We start from the raw sequence: 12,359 nt of genomic DNA, 5'->3' as shown, positions 1-12,359 counted from the left end.
GCCCTCCACAGATCTGCCGGACTCACTTTACCGGCGGACCGCTTCTACGGAGGAAGGTCACCATCCCGTTCTCCAAAAGGCCAGAGAACGCAGGCACCTTGCCAAGGATTCAGGCGCTAATACCAACCGCCTTGGCCACTGACTCGGATGTGATCCCGTCCGTGCGGCGGTTGTGATTCGCTCCTCCTGAGGGCTGGTTTGGGAGGTTGAGATGGCGCTGGCGATCACGCGGCAGGATCTCTCGGCGGCCGAGCTTCGGAAGTCAGCGGCGCGGAGCCGTGATGCAAGTGCTGCACGCCGGATGCTGGCGATCGCACTGGTGCTAGAGGGATCGTCCCGCGAGGAGGCAGCCGAAAGCTGCGGTATGGATCGGCAGACGCTTCGCGACTGGGTACACCGCTACAACGATGAAGGGCTTGCCGGGCTGGTGAACCGGCGTGCTCCGGGTCCGGCGCCACGGCTCTCGAACGCGCAGGAGGCGATGGTGGCCCGCTGGGTGGAGGATGGACCGGACCTGGAGCGGGACGGCGTTGTGCGCTGGCGCTGCCGCGACCTGCAGGAGCGGATCGGGAGCGAGTTTAGGGTAAGTTTGCACGAGCGCACGGTCGGCAAGCTGCTGGCCACGCTGCGCTTCCGTCGTCTTTCCGTGCGACCCCAGCACCCGCAGAGTGACCTCGCCGCGCAGGCGGCTTTTAAGGGGGCTTCACTGATCGGGTGAAGGAGGTTGCCCACGAGGTCGCCACCGGCACACCTCTTGAGATCTGGTTTATGGACGAAGCTCGCGTCGGCCAGCAGGGCACGTTGACACGGATCTGGGCCAAGCGAGGCACGCGCCCACGTGCCGTGCGCGACCATCGCTACACCTGGGCCTGGCTCTTCGGCGCGGTCTGCCCCGAGCGCGCCGTCGGGGCGGCTGTCGTGCTGCCTGAGGTCAACGTGGAGGCCATGAACATCCACCTGGCCGAGATCAGCCGCTGCGTGGCCCAGGGCGCGCACGCCGTTCTCGTGCTCGACGGTGCTGGCTGGCACACCTCACCCAGGCTGCGCCTGCCCGAGAACATCAGCTTGCTCCCGCTGCCGCGCTACGCACCCGAGTTGAACCCGGTCGAGAACGTCTGGGAGTTCCTGCGCCGGAACCTGCTCAGCCACCGCGTCTGGGACAGTTACGACGCCATCGTCGATGCTTGCTGCCATGCCTGGTCCACCCTGAGCAGCGCACCCGAGCAGATCGCCTCCATCACCCGCCGCTCCTGGGCACAGGTCAAACTCTGAGGCGGTTAGTATAACAGGCCCTAGTTCCCACCGGTAGATACTATCGTCTCCGATCCGGAAGCGCAGGCAACGGTGGCCGACAAGGTCGTCAGGGTGCGTGGGGGCGCCATGATGGTCGAGATAGGCTGGAGAGCCGGCGACCACCCAGCGTATGTCCGCCGAAAGCCGCTGCGCCACCATGTCAGCCGGCACGGTGCCGCCATAGCGGACACCGGCGTCGAACCCTCCATCAGTCACGTCGATCAGATGGTTGCTGACCGCGACGTCGAGTTCCACGTCCGGATAGCGTTCGACGAACGCGGGCAGGACGGGACCGATCAGCAGGCTCGCCGCGTCACTGGCGACGTTGATGCGGATCTGGCCGGTCGGCGCATCGCGGTATCGATTGAGCCGATCAACCGCCTGCTCGATCTCATCGAACGGGCCGCAGATCGCTGCCTGCAACTCCTCCCCAGCCGCCGTCAGCGTGACGCTCCGGTTGGTGCGGTTCAGCAATCGGATCCCGACGCGCGTCTCCAGCCCCTTCAGTGCGTGACTAAGCGCCGAGGCGCTGACGCCCAGCTCAAGCCCGGCGCGCCGGAAGCTGCGATGCCTCGCTATCGCCAGGAAGTAGCTGTAGTCGGCAAGATCGGTCCGGTTCAGAGGCACGGTTGAGCATGGCTCATCCTTCCCGCACACACAATCAACTCAGGGATGGCACATCGACCGACGGCCGTTTTCCCCGGATCCTTCGCCTGGAAGCGGAACTGCCGCTATCGGCCAAAACCCGACCATCCGACGTGCTATGGGACGTCCAGTTCGGGTCGAGTGCGGCAGTGAAACAGGCTGAGGCTGAACTGAACCGTAGCCAGCAACCATGCAATCCCGCTTTCCGGACGGAAGAGGGCGCGTCCTCCTTGCTCACGCCCGATAGCGCGCCCCCTCTCCTCTCCCGGTCATCAACCGGCAAGCGCGGCTAAACCGGACATTCGATCCGCGCTCGCGGGTTGCCAAATTAGGAATGGATCAAAGACTGAGTTGCCTGGGCACGCTGCCGCGCCAGTTGAACGTGGTCGTGGCGGCGCTACTGAAGCAAACTGAGGGGCATGCTCTGGGTCGGCACAAGCCTGGGCTGATGCCAGAGTTCCAGCCGATCGCTCCCCATCCAGCACAGCTCTTGGCGCTTTTCCTCGCGCGAGAGACAATGCTGCTCTCGCCTACAATGCGCGTCTGATGGGATGGAAGCGTGGCCGGCTGACTTCGCAAGCCGGCAACCTGGTCGAGAAAAGGGTGAAGTGAACATAGTTGGACCGGTCCAGTCAGCAGCGAATAGCTGCAGCACATCGGCTGGAAAATCCGGGACGCCCATGCCGTGTCCGACAAACGGGTGACGAAACCTCAGACTGGAGGAGGCCCCTTTGTGCCGGTGCTCGCTCCCAAAACGGTGCCACCTCAGCATCGATCATTGGTTGTCGATGTTGCGTCCTCGGCTGAGGTGTAGGGGAAGCGGGACCGCCCCCGTTCCCTCAATCTGGTCTCGATAGAGCGCGGCGCGCGTCAGCAGCATGAGGGTGACAGGGGTTGTGATGACGACCAGCACCGCGATGAGGATCTCATGCAGAATGAAGCGGGTCTGCACGAGCGAGAAGAAGAGCATCGAGGCCAGCAGCACGCAGCCGATCCCAAGCGTGGTGCCGAGGGTCGGCGCATGGACGCGCTCGTAGAAGGTCTTCAGCCGAAGCAGGCCGACTGCGCCGACCAAGGTCAACCCGGCACCTGACAGCAGCAGGACGGCGACCGTCAGCGCCGCCCAGCCGGGAAGTTCCACTGCCTGCGTCACTCGATCACCTCCCCGCGCATTAGGAACTTGGAAAGTGCGGCCGTTGCCACAAAGCCGATTAGCGTGATCAGCAGCGCCGCCTCAAAATAGAGCGAACTGCCGGTCCGGATGCCGAAGACCAGCAGCAGCATGGCTGCAATGACATAGAGGGTGTCGAGCGCAAGCACTCGGTCCTGCGCCCGCGGTCCTCGCAGCAGGCGGAACGTCGCGCAACCCATCGCGGCGACGAGCAGGAACGGCGCCAGGAAGACGGCCCATCCGAGCACGACGGCGCTCACTCGAAGATCTCCATCAGCCGCTGCTCCCACTTTTGTTTAACGATGAAGACCCACTCCGCCTCGTCGATCAGGTCGAGGACGTGGAGCAACATGGTGCCTTCCTCGGCGTCGTACTCGGCCCAGACCGTCCCCGGTGTTGCGGTGAGGATGCAGGCCAGAGCCGCCAGCCCGTAGGGATCGCGCATGTCGAGCGGAATGCGGACGAAGCCGGAGCGTCGCGTGGTGCCGCCCTTGGGGTTCAGGATGATCCGAGCGACGGCGTTGTTTGAGCGCACCACCTCCACCAGCACGTCGCGCATGAGGCCGGGGAGCACTGCGAGGCGGCGTAGCCGCGCCCGGGGCAGCGCCAGCGACGCCAGCGCCCAGGAACCACCGAGCGCAAGGAGGCTGCCGAGTAGGACGGCGCCGGGCGAGACGCTCTCCATCAGCAGCAGCCAGGCGATCAGAAGGAGCAATGCGAAGAGCGGGTGCCGCAGGAGGTGCTTCATCGGCCCCCCTCCGGCGAGACCAGCACCCCGCGCAGGTAGTCCGACGGCGCGTGGAGCGCTTCCGCCGCGGCGATGGCGTAGTCCATGACCGGCCCAGCGGCGATCGTGAGCCCGGCGCATAACAGGAGCAGCAGCGCGATCGGCAGGAACTCAACCACGCTGACCCGCTGTGGCATTCCGGCCGGGTTGGCCCAGAAGGCATCCATCCCGGCACGCACCATCGCCACCACCGTCGCCAGACCCGATAGGATGAGCGCCGCCGTCATCACCCAGGCCATCGGGGGCGGGGCGCCTCCGCCTGGGGCGAGCAGTGGCGACAGCATGGCGAACTTGGCCAGGAAGCCGGACAGAGGTGGCAACCCCGCGATCAGCAGGGCGCAAGCCAGAAAGGACACGCCGAGGGTAGCCACAGTGGCGGGGATGGGAATGCCGATGGCATCCCGCTCGCCGGGCTCGCCATCCTCCTCGTGCTCGCCGGTGCCGAAGGCCTCACGCGTCACGGCCAGCACGTCGGCGCCGATGTCGCGCCCCCGCTCCACGAGCTCGACGAGCAGGAAGAGGGCGCCAATCGCCAGCACGGAGCCCGCAAGGTAGAACAGCGCGCCGCCTGTCACGGCGGCCTGGCCCATGCCGACGGCGGCCAGGAGCGTCCCGGAGGAGACGAGCACGCTCGCCCCGGCGAGGCGCACCAAGTTCTGGCTCGCCAGCACCGAGACCGAGCCGAAGGCGATAGTTAGCAAACCTCCCACGCTCAGGGCCGTGGCACCAAAGCCCACGGAGGTGTCGCCGCCATCGCCGAATAGCAGCAGCCAGAGGCGCAGCACGGCGTAGATGCCGACCTTGCTGAGGATCGAGAGGATGGCTGCGGCCGGCGCGGCGGCCGCGGCATAGGTGTCCGGCAGCCAGAAGCCGAGGGGCCACATCGCCGCCTTGACCAGGAAGGCGATGCCGAGCACCGCGAGCCCGGTCTCCAGCAGCGCCCGGTCCTCCGCGGCGATGTCGCGCATGCGCACCGCTAGGTCCGCCATGTTGAGGGTGCCCGCAATGCCGTAGACGACGCTGACCCCGATCAGGAATAGCAGTGAGGCAAGCAGGTTGATGACGATGTAGTGGAGGCCCGCCCGGACGCGCGCCGTGCCAGAGCCGTGCAGTGCCATGCCATAGGAGGCGGCGAGCATCACCTCGAAGAACACGAAGAGGTTGAACAGGTCACCTGTCAGGAACGCGCCGTTCAACCCCATGAGCTGGAACTGAAATAGCGGATGGAAATGCGCCCCCGCGCGGTGCCACCGCGCGAGGGAGAAGACGAAGGCCGCGAAACCAAGGACAGAGGCCAGCGCCACCATCATCGCCGAGAGCCGGTCCAGCACCAGGACAATGCCGAAGGCGGCGGGCCAGTCGCCCAGACGGTAGGTCCGCACCTCTGGCGCGTCGGCAAGAACCAACAGCGCCGCGGAGAGCACCAACATCAGGACCGTCGAGCCTAGGCCGAGCCCGGCCAGAAACCGGCGCCGATCACCCCCTGCAAGGACCATGGCGGCGCCTGCCAGCATGGGCACAAGAATCGGTGCGATCACCAGGTGGTCGGTCCAGGCTGTCACCGGTCGCGCTCCCGGCCGTCCACGTGGTCGGTCCCCGTCAGGCCACGCGCCGCGAGCAGCACCACCAGCAGCAACGCTGTGGTGGCGAAGCCGATGACGATTGCCGTCAGCACCAGCGCCTGAGGCACGGGGTCGGTGAAACTGGTGAGCGTGCCGACCTGTCCGCGCCCCAGGATGGCATCCGCACCGGTGCGCAGGCCCCCCGTCGAGAAGATGAAGAGGTTGACCGCGTAGGACAGCAGCGCAAGGCCAATGGTGACCTGGAAGGTGCGTGGCCGCAGAAGCAGCCAGACGCCAGAGCCCGCCAGAACCCCGATGGCGAGGGACACGACGAGTTCCATCACTTATCCCCTGCCAAGACGCGCACCCGCCCCGCCGTTGCCGACGAGGCGAGCGCTCGCGAGGTGGCGCGGCGGCCACGCACCGATTGGTGGGCGAGGGCGACGAGCATCAGCAGCGTCGCGCCGACCACCAGCGCGAAGACGCCCATGTCGAAGAGCAGCGCGCTTGCGGTCGGCATTTCCCCGATGATCGGAAGGTCGATGTAGCCGAAGTAGGAGGTCAGGAATGGGCGGCCGAAGCCGAGCGCGGCGAGGCCGGTGCCAGACGCCAGCAGCAGCCCCGCGCCGATCCAGACACGGGGCCTGAGCCAGGCCAAGCGGTCCTCGGTCCAGGCGGTACCGCCAATCATGTACTGGAGGATAACGGCGATGGCGACGACCATGCCTGCGGAAAAGCCACCTCCTGGCAGGTCGTGGCCGCGCAGCAGCAGGAAGGCGGCTACCAGCGTCATGATCGGAAAGATCAGCCGGGTCAGGGTGAAGGGAACCAGCAGCCAGTCTGCCACGGGCCGCCCCGTCCCGGGCTCCGCAAAGTCCGCGGAAAACTGGTCCTGCTGCTGCACCGGTGGCTCGACACTGTCGGCTGCAGGGCGGAAGCGGCGCAGCAGCGCGTAGGTGGCCAGGGCGACCGCGGCCACCACGAAGATCTCGCCGAGAGTATCGAAGCCGCGGAAGTCCACCAGGATGACGTTGACCACGTTGGTGCCGCCACCCTCGGTGTAGGCGCGGGCGAGGAAATCTTGCGCGAGCAGCTCGGGCGGCGTGCGCGTCATGACGGCATAGGAGAGCGCCGCGAGCCCGCCGCCCGCGCCTACCGCCAGGGCAAGGTCGCGCAGGCGTCGCGCGCGGGTCAGCACCTCTGGCCCACCATCCCCGGGCACCTCGACGCGCTTGGGCAGCCAGCGCAGCCCGAGCAGGAGCAGGACGGTCGTGACAACCTCGACCGTGAGCTGCGTTAGGGCCAGGTCCGGCGCGGAGAACCAGACGAAGGTGATGCAGACCGCGAGCCCGGCCCCGCCCACCAGGATGAGCGCCGCCAGGCGGTGGAACTTCGCAAGGCTCGCGGCGCCGAGCGCGCAGGCCCCACCCACCGCCCAGACCAGGGCCAGCACGAGGTCCAGGGGCGCAGGCGGCAGGTTGCCCGGGCCGAGGCCTCGAGCCCACACGGCTGCGCCGCTTGCCAGGAAGGCGGCCGCGACGATGAGACGAAGCTGAGGCTGCAGCCGGCGCGTGCTGGCGATCCCTTCCAGCCGCCGCGCTAGCCTCCAGGAGAGAAAGACCATCGCGCGCTCGAAGATGCGCTTGCCCTCGAAGCGGCGGAGCAGCGGCTCGCCCTCGATCTCGCTCCCGAGCCGCCCCTGCAGCAGCAGGTAGAGCGCCACGCCTCCGGCCAGCGCGATGAAGCTCATCAGCAGCGGGAAATTGAAGCCGTGCCAGACCGACAGGCTGTAATAGGGCACCTCGTTGCCAAGCACCGAGCGCACCGCAAGATCGAGGAAGGGCCCGACCGTGGCAGCGGGCAGCACGCCGACGCCAAGGCAGATCAGCACGAGGATCTCGACCGGAAAGCGCATCCAGGTGGCAGGCTCGTGCGGCGTGCGCGGCAGGTCCACAGGGTCGGGACCGAAGAAGGCGCCGTGAATGAAGCGCAGCGAGTAGGCGACGCTGAAGGCACTGCCCAGCATGGCGGCGAAGGGCAGGACGTTGACCAGCCCCGACGGGCCTTCGGCGGACAGCGCCTCGGCGAAGAACATCTCCTTGGAGATGAAGCCGTTCAGCAGCGGCACTCCCGCCATCGCCGCCGCCGCGACGAGGGCAAGCCGCCCGGTGAAGGGCATCGAGCGGTTTAGCCCCGACAGGCGGCGGATGTCGCGCGTGCCCGTCTCGTGGTCGATGATGCCCGCCGCCATGAAGAGCGAAGCCTTGAAGGCAGCGTGGTTCAGGATGTGGAACACCGCCGCGACGAGGGCGAGTTGGCTATCGAGCCCGAGCAGCAGCGTGATCAGGCCAAGGTGGCTGATCGTCGAGTAGGCCAGCAGCCCCTTCAAGTCGTTCTGGAAGATGGCGACATAGGCACCGAGCAGCATCGTCACCAGCCCGAGCCCGCCGACGAGCAGGAACCAGGCGTCGGTCCCGGCCATCACCGGCCAGAGGCGCGCCAGGAGGAACACGCCCGCCTTCACCAGCGTCGCCGAATGGAGGTAGGCCGAGACGGGTGTCGGTGCCGCCATGGCGTTGGGCAACCAGAACTGGAAGGGGAACTGCGCGCTCTTGGTCAGGGCACCGAGCAGGATGAGGACCAGCGCCGGGAGGTAGAGCGGATGCTCGCGGATGCGGTCGCCCGCGGCGAGTACCGCGTCCAGCTCGTAGCTGCCTACGATGTGGCCGAGCACCAGCACGCCCGCGAACAGCGCAAGCCCGCCCGTGGCGGTCACGGTCAGCGCCATGCGTGCGCCTTCGCGGGCCGCCGTGGTGTGATGCCAGTAGCCGATCAGCAGGAAGGAAAAGAGGCTCGTCAGCTCCCAGAAGAAGGCAAGCTGGACGAGGTTGCCGGAGATGACGACGCCGGTCATCGCCCCCATGAAGGCGAGCAGGAAGGCGAAGAACCGCGGAACGGGGTCGTCCTCGGCCATGTAGTAGCGGGCGTAGAGCACGACGAGTGCGCCAATCCCCATCACGAGGCCCGCGAAGAGCCAGGCGAACCCGTCCATGCGCAGCGAGAAGTTCAGCCCGAGTGCAGGCATCCAGGCAAGCTCGGCCCGCAGCACGCCACCCGCCGACACGGTCGGGTAGGCCACCCAGACGAGCAGAAGACCGATCAGCGCGACCGCGCCGGCCAGCACCCCGGCAGCGTTCCGGGCATGGGTTGGCATCAGCCCGGCGGTGACCGCGCCGGCGAAGGGCAGGAGGATGAGGGTGAGGAGCAGCGCGGTCTCGGGCATCGTGGCGTCTCAGCCTCCCTTGCGGCGGGCGAGCGGAATGCGCGCGTGCAGCGGTCTCACGGGGCGGAATCGGGGGATGGGCGAGCAAGGAGTGCGACCACCTCCTCGGGTGCCTGGGCCGCGCGCAGCCGCCGCAGCACGTGCGGCTCCCGCAGCGCCCGGCAGGTCTCCGAAAGGGTGGGCAGGAATCCCTCGGGCGAGGCCTCGGGCCAGAGGACGAGGATGACGAGGTCGACCGGCTCTTCGTCTCGCGCCTCGAAGTCCACGGGACGTCGCAGCCGTGCGAAGAGCATGATGGGACTGACCTCCCCTTCGAGACGCGCATGCGGCAAGGCGACACCGCGACCGAGCGCCGTGGAGCCGAGCCGTTCCCGTGCCTGCAGTGCCTCCAGGATTTCGCCCTCCGGGCGTCCCAGTCTGCGCGCTCCCTCGGCGGACAGGGCCTGCAGGACAGCCACCTTGTTGGTAGCGCCGAGGTCTAGGGTGACCTCGGTCGCGGAGAGGAGGTCAGTTATCCGCATGGTTCTTTCCTCCTATCGCGCCGGCGGTACTGGCTGCTGGCGCACGGTGGGTTTGGTCGGCATCGGCTTGGGTCGCGGGGGCAACGACAGACATCAGGGTGGTAGGAGCGCTCTCGTGCCCTCCACGGGCGTGCCAAGCACAGTGACGAGCAGGTCCGCCCAACTGAGCGCGAGGCGGAGTAGCAACGCTCCCTCTAGAAGAGCTAGGAGGACGCTGAAGCGTCCGAACAGCCCGTCCAAGAAGCTCCAGACCACGAGTGCGGCACCCGTCAGTGCCACTTGGTAGGGGAGTGGCATGTGGCCGAGTGGCGGGACGAGAAACAGTCCCAGACCTGCGACAAGGCTGACGGCGGTCACGTAGACCAGCGCCGCCGGCATGTCTGGAGGATGTCCGCCTACGCTCCCCAAGGCGGGTCACCGAGCCTTAGAAATTGTGGGCGGGATGGCATTTCGCCGATGGGTATCCCAAAGCGGGAACGCCCGCGCGAGCATGAGCTGTGCGCTCTCGCGCTCGCCGAGTGCGGCCAGGCTGGCGCCGAGCTCGTAGAGGTGCCGCACGCAGTCGTCGCTGTCGGCGCGAGCCAGTATCTCGAGACCCGGGTTCACCGCGCGCGCCTGCTGCACCACCTGGCCGGCCTCAAAGGCCTCGGAGATGGTGACGAACAGGCGCCGCGCGGCGACGAGGCTGGCGAGCGCCAAAACCTCCGGGTCGGCGGCGTTGCCGACCACCACCTCCGCCCCGTCGTGGCGCGCGGCCTTGATCGCCTCCTCGCGCTCCTCCAGGACGAGGATGGGGCGGCCCGCCGCGGCAAGGCGCGCTCCGACGAGCGAGCCGACGCAGCCATAGCCGACGACCACGTCGTGGTCGGTTAAGCCGGTCGGCACGACTCTCCCGTCCGCGACGATGGGAAGCGGCCTTGGGGACCCCTCGGGTGGAACGGGCTGCGCGGTAGCCGCCAGCAGCGAGACGCCGGTAGGGCGCGAATCGGGCTCGGCGATGCCCGTCGCCTCGGGCAACAGGACCGGCACGGCCGCGGCGCAGCGCCGCTCAGTCAAGCTAAACAGGAGGGGGTTGAGCAGGATGGAGATGATCGCGCCCGCCAGCACGAAGTCGCGCCCGCCCTCCGGCAGCAGCCCGAGCGTGACCCCAAGTCCGACGAGGATGAAGGAGACTTCGCCGGTCTGCGCGAGGCCTGCCGAGACCGTCAGCGCGGTGCCCGCGGGATGGCCGAAGGCGCGCACGATTGCGTAGGCCGTGACGGACTTGCCCACGACGATGATCAGCACCGTCGCGATCACTGCGAGCGGTTGCTCCACCAGCACCGCCGGGTTGAACAGCATCCCGATGGAGACGAAGAACAGCACGGCGAAGGCGTCACGCAACGGCATCGCCTCCTCCGTCGCGCGCTGGCTAAGCTTCGTCTTCCCCAGCACCATCCCGGCGAAGAAGGCACCGAGGGCGAAGGAGGCATGGAACACCTTGTAAGCTCCGAGGGCGACGCCGAGCGCGATGGCGTAGACCGCCAGGTGGAACAGATCGCGCGAACCGGTATGGGCGGCGTAGTTCATTAGCCATGGGATTGCCCGCCGCCCGGCCACCAGCATGACGGCGGCGAAGGCCGCGACCTTCGCGAGCGTCCAGCCTAGCGTCAGCAGCATCTGGCCGGTCGCGGCGCTGCCAGCGGCCATCGCGGCCGCAAGGGCGGGCAGCGTGATCAGAGCGATAATCGTCGCCATGTCTTCGACGACCAGCCAGCCCACCGCGATGCGACCGCGTTCCGTCTCCAAGATGCGGCATTCCTGGAGGGCGCGGACGAGCACCACGGTAGAGGCGACCGAGAGCGCCAAGCCGAAGACAAGCGCCGCCGCAAGATCCCAACCGAGCGCCAGCGCAAGCGCCCCGCCCATGGCCGTCGTGGAGGCGATCTGCCCGATGGCGCCCGGCACCGCGATGTAGGCGACGGACGCGAGGCCCTTCACCGAGAAGTGCAGGCCGATCCCGAACATCAGTAGAATGACGCCGATCTCAGCGAGTTCGTACCCCAGCGCCGCATCAGCCACGATACCGGGCGTGAACGGCCCGACTATGACACCGGCGAGGAGGTAACCGACGAGAGGCTGGATCCGCAGATGGTGCGCGATCAACCCGAGGATGAAGGCAAGGGCTGAGCCAGCGGCAATCGTCGCGATGAGCGGCGTGTGGTGCTCCGCCATGGTTCGAGCCTTCTTTCGTTCTCCAGCGATGGGTTAAAGGGCGTGTATTCGCGTTGACCAAATTGGTCAACTGATTTAGGACGGTGCGCTATGCCGCTGACACCGGAGCAGTGCCGCGCTGCACGTGGATTGCTGGACTGGACTCAGGACGAGTTGGCCGAGCACGCGGGCGTAAGCCGCGGCACTGTGCGCGGCTTCGAAGCAGGTCATCATCTACTGCGTCCGGACACGGGCGCTGCCATCCAAGGGGCATTGGAAACTGCCGGAGTCGTGTTCCTGGACGCCGACGGCTGCATGGGGCACGGCGTACGCTTCGGAGCCGCGACCGGCATGCGATGGGAGAATGGCCGTGCTTCGGCCTTTCGACGAAGAGAAGGCGTTTCCAGAATGGCAGGCACGATAGCGTCAGCCATGCTGGCCTTGCGGCGTGCCTCCCCTGCTTGGCGCTTTACCAGCGCAGCGGGGCTCGTCCTCGTCGCCTTCGCGCTACGTGTCGCGATCGGAGGTTGGGAGCCAGGCCACTCCTATGTCGCCTTCCTGCCAGTGATCGTTGTCGGCACGCTGGTTTTGGGAGTGTTCCCTGGGTTCACGGCTGCTTTGATAGGCTGGGCTTTAGGAGTCTACTTCTTCGTTGAGCCGGCCCGCACACTGGCAATTAACGACTCAGGCGACCTCGTTTTGGCCGTCATCTTCCCTGCTATTTGCGCGTGCGCTGTCGTCGGGGTGGAGATTGTGCGCCTCACCATCAGCAACGAGAGGGGCCACTAACGACATCGGCAATGTAATAAGCCACGCTTTCATACGTTGGTCGGTATGCCGTGGGTCGGGCGGGCTAGCAGATGTTAAACCGCTCACGGCGTCGTATTCCCGCGCTGCTCTCCAA

At 67.1% G+C, this 12,359-nt stretch carries 11 protein-coding genes and 1 pseudogene; 2 read left to right on the top strand and 10 right to left on the bottom strand.

Annotation, left to right across the window (positions count from 1 at the left end; all coding sequences use genetic code 11):
- The first annotated feature begins 211 nt into the window (after positions 1–211).
- A protein-coding gene (locus D9599_RS26385) for an IS630 family transposase (protein ID WP_198384279.1) occupies positions 212–1,272 on the top strand; the annotation gives its coding sequence in 2 pieces (ribosomal slippage) (positions 212–698 and positions 698–1,272; 1,062 coding nt in all).
- Between the two features lie 81 nt (positions 1,273–1,353).
- Here the strand turns inward: D9599_RS26385 and D9599_RS26380 are convergent.
- The 10 genes and pseudogenes from D9599_RS26380 to D9599_RS26335 form a co-directional block, all read right to left on the bottom strand.
- Positions 1,354–1,920: pseudogene (locus tag D9599_RS26380) on the bottom strand (LysR family transcriptional regulator); the annotation flags it as partial.
- A 793-nt stretch (positions 1,921–2,713) separates the two neighbouring features.
- Positions 2,714–3,091, bottom strand: a complete 378-nt coding sequence (gene mnhG, locus D9599_RS26375; RefSeq protein ID WP_198384278.1) for a monovalent cation/H(+) antiporter subunit G — start codon at positions 3,089–3,091, stop codon at positions 2,714–2,716.
- Positions 3,088–3,369, bottom strand: a complete 282-nt coding sequence (locus tag D9599_RS26370; protein WP_198384277.1) for a K+/H+ antiporter subunit F — start codon at positions 3,367–3,369, stop codon at positions 3,088–3,090. The genes mnhG and D9599_RS26370 overlap by 4 nt, the downstream gene beginning before the upstream one ends.
- A complete protein-coding gene (locus D9599_RS26365) occupies positions 3,366–3,857 on the bottom strand; it encodes a Na+/H+ antiporter subunit E (protein WP_198384276.1) in 492 nt (163 codons plus the stop codon). Before D9599_RS26365 ends, D9599_RS26370 begins: the two co-directional genes overlap by 4 nt.
- Positions 3,854–5,458, bottom strand: coding sequence for a monovalent cation/H+ antiporter subunit D (locus tag D9599_RS26360; protein WP_198384275.1), 1,605 nt, complete (start codon positions 5,456–5,458; stop codon positions 3,854–3,856). The genes D9599_RS26365 and D9599_RS26360 overlap by 4 nt, the downstream gene beginning before the upstream one ends.
- Entirely contained in the window at positions 5,455–5,799 is a 345-nt protein-coding gene (locus D9599_RS26355; RefSeq protein ID WP_198384274.1) for a Na+/H+ antiporter subunit C, read from the bottom strand. The genes D9599_RS26360 and D9599_RS26355 overlap by 4 nt, the downstream gene beginning before the upstream one ends.
- A complete protein-coding gene (locus D9599_RS26350; protein WP_198384273.1) occupies positions 5,799–8,741 on the bottom strand; it encodes a monovalent cation/H+ antiporter subunit A in 2,943 nt (980 codons plus the stop codon). Before D9599_RS26350 ends, D9599_RS26355 begins: the two co-directional genes overlap by 1 nt.
- A gap of 56 nt (positions 8,742–8,797) precedes the next feature.
- A complete protein-coding gene (locus tag D9599_RS26345) occupies positions 8,798–9,262 on the bottom strand; it encodes a PTS sugar transporter subunit IIA (protein WP_198384272.1) in 465 nt (154 codons plus the stop codon).
- A 93-nt stretch (positions 9,263–9,355) separates the two neighbouring features.
- Positions 9,356–9,640 carry a hypothetical protein gene (locus D9599_RS26340; RefSeq protein WP_198384271.1) on the bottom strand — a complete coding sequence of 95 codons (285 nt, stop codon included), beginning with the start codon at positions 9,638–9,640 and terminating at the stop codon, positions 9,356–9,358.
- A gap of 36 nt (positions 9,641–9,676) precedes the next feature.
- The gene (locus D9599_RS26335) at positions 9,677–11,476 is read right to left on the bottom strand and encodes a cation:proton antiporter (RefSeq protein ID WP_198384270.1); all 1,800 of its coding nucleotides are present in this window, start codon (positions 11,474–11,476) and stop codon (positions 9,677–9,679) included.
- Between the two features lie 90 nt (positions 11,477–11,566).
- On the opposite strand from D9599_RS26335, the gene D9599_RS26330 reads away from it, so the two are divergent.
- A complete protein-coding gene (locus D9599_RS26330) occupies positions 11,567–12,244 on the top strand; it encodes a DUF4118 domain-containing protein (RefSeq protein WP_198384269.1) in 678 nt (225 codons plus the stop codon).
- Positions 12,245–12,359 lie beyond the last annotated feature (115 nt).

The sequence above is a fragment of the Roseomonas sp. KE2513 genome, assembly GCF_016107305.1.
Lineage (GTDB): Bacteria > Pseudomonadota > Alphaproteobacteria > Acetobacterales > Acetobacteraceae > Roseomonas.
Note: the sequence above shows the minus strand (reverse complement) of the source record. Positions and strands in the feature narration are given on the sequence as shown.